Here is a 16,991-nt window from a genome sequence, read left to right on the forward strand (position 1 = left end):
TTCCTTTTCTAGGATATGTACGATGGTCATTATATCCGTCAACCTTTGGACAGGCAATAGCGTCAGCTTTTGGTCATTTAGCATCGTCGGTAACACAATCAATCAGCGTTTGCCGCAACAGCTCTTTGCTATTACGACACCAGCTCCAACTATAGCTCGACTTTCAGCAATTCTGACGGAACTGTCGTTCTAAATGGTTGGCAATCGAGCGACACCCCAACACAGTTTCCTCCCAGCATTACTTATGCTGTCGTTACCCGTCACATTTTTTCTAAAGACGAAGAGTGGGCAGTTTATCAACTCACGGGCAACTATCCGAGGTCGGGCACATGGTATAGCATTATCCTCTCGAACATCCCAAATAGAAATGATCTTAGTGTAAGAAATATCATCAACGCTGGCTATAACACCATTGGTGCTGGTAACGCTTACTGATCCAAGCAAAAAGACGATCCTTACGGGTCGTCTCTTTGCTACTTACCTTCAGAATTTGCTTAACCCGTTGACAACAAATAAGACGATCCTGTGCAGGATCGTCCTTTAGTCTCACATGATTTTCTTGGACATTGCTTTTCACCTCTAATCTACAAGGGAATCACGGGGCCGACCTACTCAAGTCCCTTCAATCAAAAAGCGACCCTTCCCTAAAGAGTCACCAGAATGCGTTGTAAAACTGTTTCTGTCCAATGAAGCAAAGTTCTGTTTATCCGTCTCCATGTCACACCACAACCGCCTAACATCCGTGTAGCAATCTCTTTTTCTAGTCGATCCCCCAACAAAACACATCGCCAACTTCGATCCGAGGCATCACTTCCTAGTCATTTGCCAAACGAACCTGTAACGAGTATTTCTTTTTTCCGCTGATTGCATTTTGGAACTCAGTTTTTGACTCGGAGAGATATTCTGCATGTGCCTTATTGATTGCATGTACCTGACAAACTTCTACTCCATCAATCAAAACATTGAAGGGGTGCAATTCAGGTTGATCCCATTCCGTTGTTAGACTCATGCTACTACCTCCACCGCTGTTGGGAGGAAGCAACTTCTCGGAAAGCGTCTCACAAGTCTTCTGTATCGTTCGTCCACAGCCCCCAACATAACTGCGGTAAACTGTCCAATCGCTTCGACACGAAACTGCTCTTTTCCATTTATCAGGATCGCGAAGGTCTTCAACTGTTTCATGCAAGACTCCGCACTTTGGCGATTAGTTCCCGCATCACCGTTTGATTCCATTCTTCATAGGTCAGGGCGTAGCATACAAAATCGTTCCACCGCCACAGGTCGATTTCGAGCCTATGTCTGTAAATTTTGTCACGAGTGCCCTTCATTCGTAATGATGGTAAATGTCGTTTCTCGATGGCTTTCCAGTCAACAGGCAACCAGTAGTCACTTTTGCCAAAGAAGTCCATTAGCCTAGCATGTTGTGAAATCTTACTTACGGCTTCGTTCATCGTATCCGCAAGCACAATGTCACCGCTAAATAACCATTGACGTGGGAAGTACGTATGTTGAAACAGAATTCCCTTGCGACTTTCTATGGTCATGACGTTGCCAATCTGCTCCCAAACTCGACGCTTCCGCATCTTGATTGCTGTCTCTTGGAAGTAGTCAACCGTAACGCCTAGACGATTCGCCAGTGTTGCCAACACCGTCTTGGAAGGATAGCCCATATTATTCTCTATCAGCAGGAGCATTTCAGGACTAATAAGCCCTGACGAGACTTGATCTACGTTCAGGCCCTTTTAGTATCGTAGTCGCTGCAATCGTTCTCCAACGGTTTCGGCTAGGTCTAATGACACACCAACTGTCCTCCAACGAACGGAAGGAGATTCCTACCGAATGCAGACTTCTCCTCGTATGCCCTTGAAATAAAGTGGTGAGTGTCGGACAGGGTGACGTAATCTGCTGTTTCGCTTGGCTTAGGGGCAAAGTTCAGACTGGCTTGAAATGCGCTGATCGCATCGTCGAACGCCTTCAACTCCAAGTAGCAAACCCCCAAGCTGTGGTAAATCAGATGCTTCATATCAGACGTGCTGAACTCTGGCGACTGGATTGCCGTTTCTAGGTGGATGACTGCGAGGGTGTATTTCTTGTTGTCCATGTGTTCATAAGCAGTCTCCACGGAATTTTGGATTTCCACATTAACCACCTCCGCATTTGTGTTATTTCCTATAAACACAATAAACCATCCCATTGATTTTGGGATGGTTTTTCCAATGTTTGCTTGTTGAACGTTGTTCATCATATTTTCATGTCAATGTATAAAATGGCTACTGCATACCTTAATGTCATCAACGGAAGTGACAATCGAAAGCCCCTAGTCTACCTTTGACTAGGGGCTTAAAGAAATAACTATGACCACAACTTAGGTATTGCAATGAAATTCACGTCAGGTGGAGCAGTTGAAGCTACCGTGATGAAGTTGGGATCAGGTGGAACCGTCAAAGTTACCTTGATGAAGTTGGGACTAGGCGGAACTGTTTCCGCCATTTTACTGGAATGCACTATAGTCACCATCGTAGCTACAGCGACTACAGTGGTGGCAACCATAACCAAACTAGCAATCCGTTTTTTCACTTAGAATCCCTCCTCTTCGAACACTTTACAATTTTTCAATGATAGACTCTTTACCTTATTATAGTATCTCATCAATGATTCTGAGTCACCACTTGAAGCACTATATTCCATCAAATACTTACAGGCTAACTGACGAACTTCTACTCCAACCCGTAAGTCATTGATAATTTTTTCAGCGAACGATGGATCATGTAATGCATCAGATTTAAGAATCATCAATTTCCCCATCATATCTGGATAATCAGAATATAAGGGTAAGTATTGTTCGATTAACTCATTTGCGGTTGTCTTGTCTCCAATCTTTATCATTGTTTTCACATAATCTTTGATGGCATAGAGTCTTATGAAGTCAAATGGAGCCAATTCCTCAACAGCGGTGGAGAGTATGTTTTTTGCTACATGATAATTCTCGAACTGATACTCGAAATGTCCAACATTGATCAACGCTCGACCAATTTGATCATGATTTTCCGTTTTCTTGAAATAATCAAGAGCAATATAGGAATATTCCAACGCTTTTTGCATTTCCCTTCTGTGTTCATGCCACTTCATTCGAGTATAACTGACGTAGCCCATCTTCTCAGGGTCGTCACGAAAAGCATTTTCTACTACCTCAAGAGTGTGCAAGATGTTGGTATATTCTCTCCTAACGGTAAAAGAAATTAGCAAAAATGAAGAAATGTGATAAAGCAGGGTATTATCCTTAAATATGTCACTGATTTTTTCTGCATATCGCATAGAAGTTACCCATGACTCGTGGGCATGATCGTACAGTTGAAGTTGGAATTGCGCTCGTCCAAGATGCGCCCAATACATACAAGGTTCAGTCCATCCAATCGCAACATCAACGAGTTCTTTAGCAAGTGTTTCGGCACGAAGCATCATAGCTTTGGTTCTTTCGGGTGCATTCAAAAGGGAATTCAATTCTTCTTCCTTTTTAAAGGTATCCCGTTGGCGTAACCTATCTTCGTCAACTTTCAACCCTTTTGCAATATTTTCTAGCAATGTAATAGAGATGGGGCGATTTCCCAAGAGTGTTTGTCTGAATGTTTCACGGTTTTCACCTAATCGTTCCGCGAAAGCACGGATCGAAAAAGCATCTCCACGATCTTGCATCAACTCAGAGATTCTCCGACCCAACGGGATTTTGCCAAAGGCTACGCTTGCTGTATGTTCTAACGTACTCATGTATTTCCCTCCATGAACGAGTTGTCTTTAAAGGTAAATCACTGATCAAACAACATACCGGTTCAATTATAGCGAATTACACAAAAGAAGTATACAATTTGTTACTACGATTCTGAATGTAATAAGTAATTTGGTTCACAATATTTCATAGCTTCTTACACGCTCGTCACAGCTCCGCAGACAAGCGGGGTCATGTGGTGGGCAGTGCTTGGCGCATCATCAACGAGCTGTGAGAAGGTGTGTTGGAGCATTTGCAGCGATAGAATGGCTGGTCCGCTTTCGCTCCCAAACTCGCTTGTGCGGTACAATCGCTATCGCGCTTGCACCGTGATTACATGTACAGCAAATATGGGTGTTTATCCTTGACCAAAAAGTCTATTAGATGAGCCTGTATCAGTTTGCGAGCAAGTACACACACAGTGAGTACTTCCAGCCGGAGCGGGTTTGTTAATTTGCGATAAAAAGACCTGTCCTTAGCCGGACAGGTCTTCTCTCTCCTCTATTCGTTCAACGCCAGCAACCTGTCCACAATCGGCCAATCTGCCGGCGCTACGTCGTAGGACTTCAACTCTGCTGGCCGTACCCAGCGCACATCCTGCACGTCAAGCATCTGGATCTCGCCGCTCACAAAACGACATCGATACCCCAACAGCACGATATGGCGGTCTTCGTAGGTGTGCGAGACAACTTCCAACACCTCACCTACTTCAATCCCGATCCCCAGCTCTTCACTGATCTCCCGCGCCAATCCCGCTCGCGGGTCCTCGCCCCACTCGAGCTTGCCACCGGGAAACTCCCACTTCAACCCCATGTGCGTGTCCGGTTTGCGTTGGGCGAGCAGGATCATTCCCTCTCGCTCGATCACGGCAGCGGTCACCACCAGTTGCTTCATCGTCCAGCTCTCGTCAGCGCGGTCAGTCGTTGCAAGGTCAGCGTGAACAATCCAGTGGTCAGCGTCACTTGCTCAGGCGTCAAGTCAACCTCGATGTCTTGCGGGTCGATCGGCAGCGTCACCGCTTGCGGTTCACCGCCCGCTTCCTCCTCCGATTCCCGGAACAGGAACTCGATCGCCACGTCCTCGCCCGCTTCCGATTGAACGATGTCACACAGGTCGAACGTCGAGGCAAACTGTGCCAACAAGTGATCGTGTACAATCTCCCCGCGCTCCTCCTGCATCTCCAACCGCACCCAGACGGGCGTTTCGGCAAACAAGCTCTCCAAGATACCGATCAAGTCTTCCAAGCCGCTGACCGGCTCGAACATTTCGAGGTCTTCCATTCGTGACATCCTCCTCCATTGCATTCGTGGAACATTGTACCACACGTGTACCGCAGGTGCGACTGTGCTGTCGTTTGCCCCGTAATTGCTGCATATGATACGATAGAACTGCACATTTTTTTCAAACAGGGAGGAATCTACTCATGGAAGCACCACAGCTCACCCTCGAATACTGCAACATGTGAAACTACTTGCCGCGCGCCGTCAGTTTGACGGACGAACTGCTGAAGTTTTTTGGCACCAAAATCGGCTCCTTCACCTTGATCCCTTCCAAGGGCGGGGTGTACGAGATCACCTTCAATGGGGAACTGATCTACTCGAAAAAAGCACTAGGCCGCTTCCCCGAGGACGACGAAGTGCTGGAAATCCTGCGTCAGAAAATTTTCGGATAGCGTATCCATTCAAAAAGGCAACCTTAGGGCCACGCGCCCAGGTTGCCTTTTTTGCGTACTGACTTACGGACTGACGGAGAAGGTTACCCGCTCGCCCTTGGCCAACTTCGTGCCAGCAGCGGGGGTCTGTTGACCTACGGTTCCAGACGGCGTGCTGGTGCCTTCGATTTGGAACGAATACCGATAGCCCGCCTGCAACAGCGCTTGTTCGGCATCCGCGCGGGTCAGGCCCGTCAGGTTCGGCACGATCCCTTCCGGTGTGTTCGGCATCGGCTTGGTTGTCGGCGTTGAACTGCCACCTTTCCCACCTGTCGATCCCGGCTGGGCGCTGGCATCGGAATTCACCGTCAACACCAGCATGTCAGATGTGACGAATTGGGTGTTCGGGTCGGCCGACTGGCGGTAGACTTTGCCCTTGGTCACTTGGTCATCTGCCGGACGATAGACCCATTGGATGCGGTCGGTCGGATAGCCGTTCTCGCTGAGGATCTGCACCGCTTGCTCCTCGGTTTTGTTCAGCAGGTTCGGCATCTTGATCGTCTTGCTGCCTTCCGATTGACCCAGTGTGGTCGTGGCGGTCGAGGACTCACTGCCAAACGTCCACCAGATCCCGACGGTGACGACCAGCAGGGCCAGCACGGCGGCGAGATAGGTCACCGGGCTGCGCTTCGGCTTCATCGTCTCTTCCGCCATTTTTTTCGCGACTTCGGCTTGGCGCAGTTGGGCCACTTTTTGCAAGCTGCCTTGTGCGAGGTCCTTGACCGACATGACTGAGTCCTTCATCCGACCCAGCGCTTGTGTGCTCCCAACGCCCGCCTCTGCTGCTTGCTTGGCTTTGCTCTCCACGCGGGAGAGCAGCGGTTCGTTCATCGCTTGATGGATGCCTTTGACTTCCTTGTAGAGCTCCTGAACCGATTCAAAAGGTCCAAACGCCGACTTGGCGAGGATACGTTCGATGATCGTCAGCAAGCGCTCCGGTAGCCAGAGGTGGTCGCTCGCCCGGTAGCGATTGAGGGCATTGCGCACATCCTCACGCACTTGTTGCGTCGGAAGGAAGTCGGAGTAAGGGTCCCCGGTCAACATCTCGTAGAGCAACACGCCGCTGGCGTGGAGTAGTTCTGTTTGGCTGCGTCCTCGCTCGTTGTGCCCGAGCAACGGACCGTAGCCGATCACTTTGAGAAAGCCTTCCTTGGTGACGAGCACGTGGGTTGGTGTTATGGCCATGTCCGATACGCCTGCCCGTTCTGCGGCGACGACAGCGCCGACCAGTTGATGCATCATGTCGACGGCGAGTTCCGGCTTGAGCGGGGCTCTGTCGCGCATCCAACGTGCGAGGATCGTACCTTCTAAATCTTCGGTGATCAGGTAGAGGTCAGGCTCCTCGATCACCACATCATATATGGATAGCAAGTGCGGGTCATGCATACCAGCCGCTTTGGCGATCTCTTGCTCCCAGGCCAAACGAGTTTCGGGCGTCACGTTTTCCGCGAGGCGCATCACCGCCACTTTCCTACACAGCGATTCATCCATCGCGTGAAACAGATCACTTCGGCCGCCGACCGCTTCCAACACGCGGTATCGACCTGCCAAGATTCGCTCGTTCATGTCCATCCCCCTATCATCTTGGGACAACCTAGAAGGGTCATCATATACGTATTACGTGTAGCTTACCACTTTTATGCGGGTCGTCCAGCACTTTGACAAAAAAGCAGAGAAATCGTCATCTTTCGAAAGCTACGAAAGTACACAGCACTTTCTAAAAAAGTTCAAAAACATTGATTTTTATAACTCAATGCCCTAGACTTTGAACATATAAACGAAATGCTTGCAAAGGACTGATATCACACCATGACCACCAACAACATGTATGCAAGTTCGTTCTCCATCGCGCAGAAAATCGGCATGGCGCTTGGGTACGCCGCCGCGCGAATCGAAGCGCTCAAGGGCAAACCCGTCGTCTACGAAGGGTTCCCCAAGTTTGATTTGACCGGAAAGTCGATGGAGGAATTGGCGGCGATCAACATCGATTGCGCGCTCGCGATGGCAAACCTCCTGAACCAAGTCTTGCCGCACTTGAACGACTACGAAGCCACCCAAGTTCTCTCCCTGCTCGGAGAAGACGCACAACACTTCCTCGCATAAAAAAAGGGCCGGTGCACTCATGCACCGGCCCTTTCTGTTGCTGTGCGGCGCATCTCGCGCCAGATCGCCGGAAGCACGCGCAGAACGTACCTCCATGTGATGAACGACTGGCCAGTCGTTCGCACTTTGTACGGGATCTCAATTTCGGAAAGTCGGTAGCCCTGACGGACGATGTTCAGCGTCAAGACTTGCGCATAGTTGTAATCATGGATGATCTCAAAGTCGCGCAACACCGCCCGCGAGAACACCCGAAAGCCCGTCTGCCCATCCGTGATCCACTTGCGCAGGAGCAACGACTGGAGCACGGTGAACGTATAGTTGCCGAGGCGTCGGTACAGCTTCATGCCGCGCACGGGGCGACGGAAGCGTGAAGCCAGTACATAGTCGCTCTCGTCGCGCAGGACGGGCTGGATCGCCTGTGGGATGTACTCGGCCGGATATTCGTCATCCGCATCGATCATGACCGCCAGATCGGCGCCGAGTCGGTAGGCTTCCTTCAACCCGCTGCGCACCGCAGCTCCTAGTCCACGGTTGCGCTCGTGGTGGACGATGTGATCCACCCCCGCCTGCCGCGCAACTTCCACGGTGCGGTCTGTCGAGCCGTCATCGACGACCAACACTTCGACCACGACGGAAGGCGCGATGGCACGCGGAACTTTGCGGATCACCGTCCCGATCGAAGCCTCCTCATTGAGGGCAGGAATGACCACGATCACTTTGTTCATCCGGAGGTCACCTCATGACTGTGGATCGCTTCGGTGAGCACAGGCCCTCTGGCGTGATCCGGAAACGGGACGCCCATCAGGTAGGCGATCGTCGGGGCCAGCGAGACGATGCTCCGGTGGTCAGTGATGACTTGACCCGCCTCGATCGCTTGTCCATTCATGAAGAACGGTACGAACCGTTCACCGACATCGAGATGCCCATGTCCGCCGATGCCATCGCCTTGACCGTGATCGGCCATCACGACAAACACAGCATCCTCGAGGTCGCCACGCGCCTCCAGCCAGCCGTAGAAGTCTGCAATCAGCGCATCGGCCTCCGCGATTTTCTCCAAATACTCCTCATACAACACACCACGGCTATGGCCCGTCTGATCCACCGCGATCATCTGCACGACGAACAGGTCTGGATTCTCCCGCTCATAAATCGCCTTCGCCTGCTTCATGATCATGTGGTCGACGACATCGTTGTTGGCAACCGCCGAGAAAGTCTCACAGTACTCCCCAAATGCATCATAGAGATGAGCGCATCCAAACATCACGCCTTTTTTCCCCTGCTGCTTCAGAACCTCGAAAATCGACTGCACCTTCACGCCCAGATCCCAGACCATGTTCGACTTCATGCCATGTTCGCGCGGATAAGTCCCCGTAAACATCGAGGAGAAGCACGACACGGTGCGCGCCGGGTAGATCGTCTCCATCTGGTCGTACAGCGTGCCTCCTGCGATCAACTTGTCTAGAAACGGCGTCTGGGCATCATACAAACGCTCCTTGCGACAGCCGTCGATGACGACGACGATGACTTTTTTCGCCAGCGCTGGTCCGACGATCGCATTGTCTGTGCGCGTCGGGTATTCGACTGGCTTCCAGTTGAACAGCACGCGATGCAACACCAGCGCGAAGACAGCCATCGCCAACGTGAAGATTCCGATGTTCGCCAGCGCAAGGTCGTTCCACCCGGTCTGGTAACAATAGGACAACATGATCAGCATCAGCCAAAACTTCGGCACATGCTCGAACACATTGCCGCTGGTCGAATCGGTGTTTTTCAAAAACAGTTTCCAGATGCGCAAGAAGTTCCACCACGTCGTCCCGATGCGCAGGTGATAGTACAACGTCCCCCAGAAAAACACCGTGAAGAACACATACATCCCGAGCGCAAACACCAACAACCCTGGCTCAGCGATCCCAAATATCACCGTGCCAGCGAGCAGCGGCAACCACAGGAAGTGGCGCAAATGCAACGGGAAGTCAAACAGATAGAACAGCACAAACATCGGCAAGACCATCGCACAGGCCAGTCCAAATGCCGACCACGACAGGTCGCCGATGTGCCACATCAGATAGATCGCCAGCACGAACACCGGCGTAAACGTTTTGCCTTCGTTGACCACGTTCCAACAACGGGCCATGATGATTTCAAAGAGGGATGCTTTCTTCATACGTTAGACTCCTTTGTCTCCATCGAGGCGCGCAAGTCGCGCACACCAAACCCTTGCCACCACATCGTCAACCCACCGCCGATGAAGGAATACACGAACTTCCATGCGTGCGCGATCACCGCGACCAACAACGCTTGCGTCGGGTCGATCCCGTACAAGCCCAGCAGCGAGGACATCGACGTCTCATACGTTCCGATCGCCCCTGGTGTGATGTGAAACACTTGACCGACAATCGTCAGGTTGTTGACCAGCCAAGCATCCTTCCAATGAAACGGCACTTCAAGCGTTGCCAACACCGTCCACAAAACCACGGTCTCCAAAAACCAACTGACCAACGTCCACCACGCAGCCAGCAGCACACGCGGAGTATTTCCTAAGAAATAAAACAAGCGGCTGGCGGTGACGCCGCTTTTTTTCCGACGTTGCAAGAGCAACCACATGATGCCGACCCCCATTGCGAGGAGGAGTAAAAAAGCCCCCGCCATGCGGACGCGCGGGTTCTCGATCAACAGCGGCAGATGCGGACCTGCCAGCAACAGCGAACTCCCGAGCAGGACGAGCACATCGAGGATGCGGGTCCCTGCCACAACGGTTGTCGTCGCCAGCCACGGCTGTTGATGGCGCTTCAAGAGCGCCCAGAAGCGAAACAGTTCGCCCGCTTTGACCGGGGCGAGGTGGTTGATCAGGTTGGCGATCTGCAAATAGCCGAACAAGTCCCGCGTGTTGGCAACGTTCGCGGGGAGCAGTGTCTGCCACGCCAACGCTTTGGCATAGAAGGCTAGACTGTATCCCGCGCAGGCAAACAACAGCCACCACGGAGATTGGGCCAGCCTGAGCAACCCGTTCAGCACATCCTCACCGCGCAAAAAAGTGGCGGCGTGCGCCACGAACCAGATCAGCAGCCCGGCGGCGATGAGCCGGATGGCGGGGCGCAGGAGTTTTTTTGACAGCATTGTGTTTTCCACCCCTGCTCATAACACAGGTGGGAGTTCAATGCAGCGAACTCCCACCTCACATGTATGGATTGATTTTTTACTTGGCCGTATGTGCGTCCGATGGAGATGGTTTCGCTGCAGCAGCCTGCTTTTTGTCCGCACGGTTGCGCAGGAGCAGCCAGAGCGAGGCGAAGTACATCCAGTAGACCATGACTTCCTCGACTGACGGCGAGGACGAGTAGCCAAACAAGGCTTTGAAGAAGATGCCGACTTGTCCGGAGAACCACGGGGTGGTGCCGGTGTCGCGGATAAAGTGCTCCGCATCAATCGGGTGTTCTGGCAAGAACCTCGTCAGGTCGTACAGATGCGGCATAACAGAGCCGAGGATGTGCATGTCTTGCAGGATCGCGATGCCTTGGACGAGGAGTCCGGCAGCAATCAGGATGATGAAGAACCCGGAGACTTGGAAGAAGCGGCTCAGCGAGACTTTCATCGTGCCTTTGAAGAAGAAGTAAGCGACTGCACCAGCGACGACGATCCCGCCGATCGCCCCCCAGCCTTGCATCGCCTTGCCGATATCACCGCCCGTGATCGCGGCGAAGAAAAACACTGTCTCGACGCCTTCGCGCAGGACGACGAGGAAGGCATGGATGATCATCCCGACGACGTTGCCAGTCGTGATGAACTGGTCGAACTTGGACGTGGCTTTGTCCTTCATGCCTTTGGACTGTTCCGCCATCCAGAATACCATCTGGGTGAGCAGTGCCGCCGAGATGAACATAATCGAAACCTTCATATACGTCTCGGCGCCCATCGACGCGAAACCGTCGAGCACCACTTGGAAGACGATGGCGAGTCCGAGCGATGCGAACACCGCGAGCAGGGCACCGATCCAGACGTATCTATTGAACTCCGGGCGTTGCACCCGTTTGAGATAAGACGTGATGATCCCCACGATTAACAAAGCTTCTAGAGCTTCGCGGAATGTGATTAGAAAAGCTTGAAGTTCCACCGCGTGCTCCCCCTCACCTAAATGATAATGTTTCTCGTTCTCATTATACGTCTAGGACAAGCGGGTGGTCAACGGCTATGGTTTAATAAGTTGATCAATTCTGTGTCAGCTTCGTACAGGATGATGTCGTGGTAGGTTGGATACAGCCACGGATTCCCATGAAACGACCTCAAGGGCTTGCAGAGTGCCTCCACCTCGGGGTGCCCAAGTCCTTGCAGGACACTATCGGTCAAGAGGATGCGAGTGTTCGGGTGGTTGAGCACAGCGGTCTTGAAGTCCTCGTAGTGGCGGAGGCGAAGAGTTTGGATCTGTGGGTAGAGATAGTGGATGATTCGCTCCTCTTCGTAGGTGAACACGACGAAGTTTGTGCCTTGCGTGTGCAAAAACTCCGCGAGTTGCACCGTTGGAGCTGGCTCATGCGCGCCTTCGACCACGGTGGAGATGCCGATGCTCGACATGCACAGCACCAAGCCTGTTGTTCCCGCTAGGATTGCGCGCCTCCCCCAAACCTGTAATCCACACGCCACCACCACACACAACGGGGCTAGCATTGGCAAGATGTGCCTCGGCTTCTCCACATTCTGTGCGAAAAACGCCCAGATGGCGTAGGGGAGGAGCCAGATGAGCAGATACGAGACCTTGCGGTCTCTTATCAGGTTTTTGAAGAGCGGGTTTCTGCTTATCGCCGACATTTCGCCTTGTAGAATTCCCGGATAGTCGTCTTGCTGTGACTCTTGCTTTAGCTCTTGCCGGGACTTCTGAATTTTACGCCCAGCGGAAAAGAGGATACCTGCCCCTGCGATCAGCAGGAGGAGAGCGATCACCCAACGCGATATCGACTCTTGGTACGTCCCCCACGGAGTCCCGAACCCGGCACCGAGGATTTGACGGGTGAGCCAGATGTTCAGTCTCGCGAAAAAAGGCTGGTCTGCCGAGTACGTCCCGCCCCAATCAGAAAAGTGTCCTTCGGTGAAGGAGGTGGCCATCTGCCAAAACGGCAGCCACCCCCCACTGTTGATCACCATCGCATAAACCCATCCCAAACAGACACAAGCACTCGCCACCACCGCCACGAGCACATCACTCCAGGCACTTCGCTGCACCCGGATGTACTCATACGCCACCCACAGCGGCAGCACACCCAAGGCTAGGTACGAACTGCGCACCCCCAACAACAACCCGTAGAGCGTGCCGGCTGCGAGCAGCCAGAACGCTTTTTTCCGTGCGCTGTGCGGTTGGAGCACCTGCACACACGCTGCAGCCAACGCGATCGCCAACAACGCTCCGAACGCATCAGACATCGCCTGCGTCCCCAACACCCAAGTCAGCGGCAACCCGCTATACAAAAGCGCGGCTGCCAGCGCCAGCCCGCGCCCGAACCACGGCCGCACCGCCAGATACAACAACCCAACTCCTGCCCCGCTGCTCAATGCCGACAGCACCGCCAGCGCTCGATAGGGCTCTCCGATCACCCCTTGCACACACAACCCTGCCAACACATACACCGGGTAGCCGGGGAAGTGCGGTTGCATCGCCGCCAAGTCGTACCGTTGCAACGCCAGCGCAAAATCGACATCATCCCATTGCGCCGGACCCATCTGCCCATAACGCAAACGAAGTACGGTCGCGAGCGCGATCCCCAACCAGAGGATCGTGCCCACACCGTACTTCTCCCATCTGCGAAGCCAAACGCTCATCTACGCCCGCTTTCTGCGCATCGCCCAGACGACGATGGCGGTGAACACCACAGCGATCAGCACGAGCGGCAACCAGTTTTTCCAAGCTGCGTCGCTGGTGTCCGCTGTGCCCGACCCCGCGCTTTCGTTGGAGTCTTTGGCGAAGTGCCCCACTTTTAGCTCTTTCATCTCGAATACTTTCATCAGGCCGTTCAAGATGGTGTCTTCACTGGTTTTGAACAACGCCGGATCCGCTGCCTTCACACCGACGCCAAACAGCCCTGGATTTCCCAGCGACTCCAACGCTTTGTCAAACCCAGCGCGGATGTCCGTATCGAGTTGTGCGTCCTTCTCCTTCACGATCGGAGCGAGCGCTTCATAGGTCGCCAAGGCTTTGGCCAGCAACAGTTTGCCGTCCTTGTAGTTGGTAAAGTCAGCTTCGATCGACTTCATCCGGCGCGCGACGTTGAGCACCAGCGTTTGTTGATAGCTCTTCATCGCGGCGTCCTTGTCTTTTTTGTCCAAAGCGTCGTAGATCGCTTGGGCCGGTTCCGCGCCCATGTGTTGGTCAACTTCCGCCTTGAGCGGGTCAAACTCAGCCTTCGCCCCTGCAAAATCGGGCGGATCGACGGCAAGCTTAGCGACGAAATTTTTATACGCTGTAGCCAGTGCTTCCTCGTTGGGGTTCCCATACGAGTACGCCAACGCTTGCATCGGCACCATCGCCGTCACGAGCAGAACCAGCACGATCTGGAGCCACCATTTCAATTTCACAGACATACCTCCACAGAAAACCGAATCAACTCTACGCCCAGAATCTTACGCTGATTGAGAATGATTGTCAATCGAGAAACATAGACTTTCGTGACGGAGAGGAGGATTTGTCTTGAAAAAAGCTCTTTTCCCCACCACCCTACTCTCCGTGCTGTTGCTCGTGGGGTGCGGTTCAAACGAGGTTCGCAACACGACCTTGCAGGCGGAGGCCCAGCCTTCTACCCCAACCTTGGAGGAGACGCTTCCCCAGTCACAGTCGACCCGCGAGCCAGAGGCAACCCGGTCGCTGGAGCCGATCGATTTTCGCAAGGTCGTGATCGAGTGCGACATCTCCGAGCAGCGCGTCTACGTCAAGCAGGACGGTCACGTCGTGCGGACGATGTTGACCTCGTCAGGTCTGGATACCACCCCCGACAACTCCACCCCGCGCGGCGACTTCCAGATCGAGCCAGAACGCGGCGAGTGGTTCTACTCCAACGCCTACCAAGAGGGCGCCCAGTACTGGGTCTCCTTCAAAAACCACGGTGAATTCCTGTTCCACAGCGTCGTCATGGATCAAAACCGACAGATCATCGACTCCGAATGGCAAAAGCTCGGCCACAAAGCCTCCCACGGCTGCTTCCGGCTCTCGCTTCCCGACGCCAAGTGGATCTACGACCATATCAAGACCGGGACCCAAGTCTCGATACATGAATAGCGTGTACCAAAAGGCCCCTCCCCTTACCAATTCCGGTAAGGAGAAGGGCCTTTTTCCTACTTCTGAATGTGCTTCAAGAGTTGCGGTGCGATGCCGATGTAGGAAGCCGGAGTCATCTCCAGCAAGCGTTGCTTGTCCGCTGCTTCCAACTCCAAACTTTCCACGAAGGTGCGCATCGTGGCTTCGGTCATCGCCGCCCCACGCGTCAGTTCCTTCAATTTCTCGTAAGGGTTGTCGTGACCTGCCTTGCGCATCACCGTCTGAATCGGCTCAGCCAGCACTTCCCATGCGTGGTTCAGGTCTGCTTCCAACGCTTGCGGATTGATCATCAACTGGCTCAAACCGCGTTGCGCGGATTGCAGCGCGAGGAAGGAATGCGCGACGCCCACACCCATGTTGCGGATCGCGGACGAGTCGGTCAGGTCGCGTTGCAAACGAGAGATCGGCAGTTTGTTGGCGAGATGGTCGAGCATGGCGTTGGAGATGCCCAAGTTGGCTTCCGAGTTCTCGAAATTGATCGGGTTGACTTTGTGCGGCATCGTCGAGGAGCCGACTTCGCCTGCCACCACGCGCTGCTTGAAGTACCCCAGCGAGATGTACTGCCAGATGTCGCGATCGAAGTCGAGCAGGATGTTGTTGAAGCGCATCATCGCATGGAAGCACTCCGCCATGTAATCGTGCGACTCGATCTGTGTCGTCAACGGGTTATAGGTCAAGCCCAGACCTTCTACAAATGTGCGCGCGATCTCTTCCCAGTCCAGATGCGGGTACGCAGAGGTGTGCGCGTTGAAGTTGCCGACCGCTCCGTTGAACTTGCCGAGGTACTCCAACTGGCTGAACTGGCGCAGTTGACGTTGCCAGCGGTAGACAAACACCGCGATCTCCTTGCCAACGGTGGTCGGGGATGCTGTCTGACCGTGTGTGCGAGCAAGCATCGAGACGTGTTGCGTGTTCTGCGCGAGGTCGCCCACCGCGTTCACGAACTTCTCGGCCAGTGGGAGCCACACCTCGTGGATGGCCGTTTTCAACATCAGGGCGTGCGAGAGGTTGTTGATGTCCTCCGAGGTGCAGGCGAAGTGGACAAATTCCAGCACGTCTGTCAGCGAGGAGTCCTTCAGCTGTTCCTTGATATAGTACTCGACCGCTTTCACGTCATGCTTCGTGGTGCGCTCGATCTCTTTGATTCGTGCAGAGGACTCTTCATCGAATGTCGCGGTGATCTCACGCAGGCGAGAAACTTCTGCCTCGGTGAACACGCGGACTTCGTCGAGCCCGGTGATTTGCGACATCTTGATCAGCCATTCGATTTCGACATGGACGCGAAACTTGAGCAGCGCCCATTCGGAGAAACACTCATTCAACCCGTTCATCTGTTCGGCGTAGCGGCCGTCGAGCGGAGAAATTGCTTTGATCGTCATGGTGGTTACCTTCTTTCCAGCGAGAGTTTCAGTCTCAAAGCGAGTTCGTGCAACTCGAAGATCTCGACCGCAACCTGTGCGTCGGGAATTGGGGTGCGACGGCGGTTCAACCACACGGATGGTAGCCCTACCGCCTGTGCGCCCAGGATGTCAGCCGACCAAGAGTCGCCAACCATCAGTGCATCCTGCGGCTGTACCCCACAGATCTCCAAAGCCTTGTGAAAAATCTGCGGGTCCGGCTTCTGCACGCCGACATCCTCCGATGTGATCAGGTGGTCGATCAGCGGGAGCAGACCACACGCTTCCAGTTTGTCCACCTGCACGTGGGTCATGTGGTTGGTCAGCACAGCAATTGTGGTTCCCTGCGCACGCAAGGCGGTCAGCAATTCCACCGCGCCAGGCACAGGACGACGAGAAGCTTGGTAGACCTGCGAGTAAAAATCCGCGACCGCCTGCAAGTCCTGCCCGTCCACGTCTCGTCCACACCCACGGAAGATCAAGCGAAAGCGTTCCACCCTCGCCTGTTCGAGCGTCATCCGGCCCTGCAGCACTTCATGGTGCATCGCGTTGAGCAGGTGGTAAAACTCAAGCTCCAACTGCTTCACCGATTTCTGCTGCAGCTCCGGACACCGCTCGCGCACCGCCTCCAGACCCGACGCACACGCATGCTGGTGATCGAACAAGGTCTCGTCCAAATCCAATAGAATCGCCTTCATCGTCACACCCCCGCTCTTGAAA

At 53.5% G+C, this 16,991-nt stretch carries 20 protein-coding genes; 4 read left to right on the forward strand and 16 right to left on the reverse strand.

What is annotated here, in order from left to right; all coding sequences use genetic code 11:
• A partial coding sequence (locus C7459_RS23720) for a hypothetical protein (protein WP_211320420.1) occupies positions 1-193 on the forward strand: 193 nt, incomplete at its 5' end.
• Between the two features lie 621 nt (positions 194-814).
• Here C7459_RS23720 and C7459_RS17985 read toward each other — a convergent pair.
• The 7 genes from C7459_RS17985 to C7459_RS18015 form a co-directional block, all read right to left on the reverse strand.
• Entirely contained in the window at positions 815-1,009 is a 195-nt protein-coding gene (locus C7459_RS17985) for a hypothetical protein (protein ID WP_109690681.1), read from the reverse strand.
• A 169-nt stretch (positions 1,010-1,178) separates the two neighbouring features.
• Entirely contained in the window at positions 1,179-1,583 is a 405-nt protein-coding gene (locus C7459_RS17990) for a hypothetical protein (protein WP_146201039.1), read from the reverse strand.
• Positions 1,584-1,789: 206 nt separating this feature from the next.
• The gene (locus tag C7459_RS17995; RefSeq protein ID WP_146201040.1) at positions 1,790-2,242 is read right to left on the reverse strand and encodes a tetratricopeptide repeat protein; all 453 of its coding nucleotides are present in this window, start codon (positions 2,240-2,242) and stop codon (positions 1,790-1,792) included.
• 110 nt (positions 2,243-2,352) lie between these two features.
• Positions 2,353-2,577 carry a hypothetical protein gene (locus C7459_RS18000; protein ID WP_109690684.1) on the reverse strand — a complete coding sequence of 75 codons (225 nt, stop codon included), beginning with the start codon at positions 2,575-2,577 and terminating at the stop codon, positions 2,353-2,355.
• Positions 2,578-3,765, reverse strand: a complete 1,188-nt coding sequence (locus tag C7459_RS18005) for a helix-turn-helix domain-containing protein (protein WP_109690685.1) — start codon at positions 3,763-3,765, stop codon at positions 2,578-2,580.
• Positions 3,766-4,264: 499 nt separating this feature from the next.
• Positions 4,265-4,657 carry a (deoxy)nucleoside triphosphate pyrophosphohydrolase gene (locus tag C7459_RS18010; RefSeq protein ID WP_109690686.1) on the reverse strand — a complete coding sequence of 131 codons (393 nt, stop codon included), beginning with the start codon at positions 4,655-4,657 and terminating at the stop codon, positions 4,265-4,267.
• Positions 4,654-5,043, reverse strand: a complete 390-nt coding sequence (locus C7459_RS18015; RefSeq protein WP_109690687.1) for a hypothetical protein — start codon at positions 5,041-5,043, stop codon at positions 4,654-4,656. The genes C7459_RS18010 and C7459_RS18015 overlap by 4 nt, the downstream gene beginning before the upstream one ends.
• Before the next feature lie 191 nt (positions 5,044-5,234).
• Here C7459_RS18015 and C7459_RS18020 point away from each other — a divergent pair, with 191 nt between their 5' ends.
• A complete protein-coding gene (locus tag C7459_RS18020; RefSeq protein WP_109690688.1) occupies positions 5,235-5,435 on the forward strand; it encodes a SelT/SelW/SelH family protein in 201 nt (66 codons plus the stop codon).
• 63 nt (positions 5,436-5,498) lie between these two features.
• Here the strand turns inward: C7459_RS18020 and C7459_RS18025 are convergent, their stop codons facing one another.
• Positions 5,499-7,040 carry a PASTA domain-containing protein gene (locus C7459_RS18025; RefSeq protein ID WP_170119539.1) on the reverse strand — a complete coding sequence of 514 codons (1,542 nt, stop codon included), beginning with the start codon at positions 7,038-7,040 and terminating at the stop codon, positions 5,499-5,501.
• A gap of 243 nt (positions 7,041-7,283) precedes the next feature.
• Between C7459_RS18025 and C7459_RS18030 the strand changes: the two genes are divergently transcribed.
• Positions 7,284-7,577, forward strand: a complete 294-nt coding sequence (locus C7459_RS18030) for a hypothetical protein (protein WP_109690690.1) — start codon at positions 7,284-7,286, stop codon at positions 7,575-7,577.
• A gap of 17 nt (positions 7,578-7,594) precedes the next feature.
• On the opposite strand, the gene C7459_RS18035 is transcribed toward C7459_RS18030, so the two are convergent.
• From C7459_RS18035 to C7459_RS18060, 6 genes are all read right to left on the reverse strand, one after another.
• A complete protein-coding gene (locus C7459_RS18035) occupies positions 7,595-8,302 on the reverse strand; it encodes a glycosyltransferase family 2 protein (RefSeq protein WP_109690691.1) in 708 nt (235 codons plus the stop codon).
• Positions 8,299-9,741: an alkaline phosphatase family protein gene (locus C7459_RS18040; protein ID WP_109690692.1), complete on the reverse strand. Its 1,443-nt coding sequence runs from the start codon at positions 9,739-9,741 to the stop codon at positions 8,299-8,301. Before C7459_RS18040 ends, C7459_RS18035 begins: the two co-directional genes overlap by 4 nt.
• A complete protein-coding gene (locus C7459_RS18045; protein WP_109690693.1) occupies positions 9,738-10,694 on the reverse strand; it encodes a lysylphosphatidylglycerol synthase transmembrane domain-containing protein in 957 nt (318 codons plus the stop codon). Before C7459_RS18045 ends, C7459_RS18040 begins: the two co-directional genes overlap by 4 nt.
• Positions 10,695-10,773: 79 nt before the next feature.
• Positions 10,774-11,688 (reverse strand): FTR1 family iron permease, encoded by a 915-nt coding sequence (locus C7459_RS18050; protein ID WP_109690694.1) that lies wholly within the window; start codon positions 11,686-11,688, stop codon positions 10,774-10,776.
• A 68-nt stretch (positions 11,689-11,756) separates the two neighbouring features.
• Entirely contained in the window at positions 11,757-13,385 is a 1,629-nt protein-coding gene (locus C7459_RS18055) for a glycosyltransferase family 39 protein (protein WP_109690695.1), read from the reverse strand.
• On the reverse strand, positions 13,386-14,138 hold the full coding sequence (locus C7459_RS18060) for a hypothetical protein (protein WP_245884624.1): 753 nt from the start codon (positions 14,136-14,138) through the stop codon (positions 13,386-13,388). It lies immediately after the preceding gene.
• Between the two features lie 112 nt (positions 14,139-14,250).
• Here C7459_RS18060 and C7459_RS18065 point away from each other — a divergent pair, with 112 nt between their 5' ends.
• Complete coding sequence (locus C7459_RS18065) at positions 14,251-14,835, forward strand: L,D-transpeptidase (RefSeq protein ID WP_245884625.1); 585 nt, start codon at positions 14,251-14,253, stop codon at positions 14,833-14,835.
• Positions 14,836-14,891: 56 nt separating this feature from the next.
• Here C7459_RS18065 and purB read toward each other — a convergent pair whose 3' ends face one another.
• Positions 14,892-16,253, reverse strand: coding sequence for an adenylosuccinate lyase (gene purB, locus C7459_RS18070; RefSeq protein WP_109690697.1), 1,362 nt, complete (start codon positions 16,251-16,253; stop codon positions 14,892-14,894).
• 5 nt (positions 16,254-16,258) lie between these two features.
• On the reverse strand, positions 16,259-16,969 hold the full coding sequence (locus C7459_RS18075; RefSeq protein WP_170119540.1) for an HAD family hydrolase: 711 nt from the start codon (positions 16,967-16,969) through the stop codon (positions 16,259-16,261).
• Between the last annotated feature and the right edge of the window lie 22 nt (positions 16,970-16,991).

Origin of the sequence: Tumebacillus permanentifrigoris (genome assembly GCF_003148565.1) — a bacterium.
Taxonomy (GTDB): domain Bacteria; phylum Bacillota; class Bacilli; order Tumebacillales; family Tumebacillaceae; genus Tumebacillus; species Tumebacillus permanentifrigoris.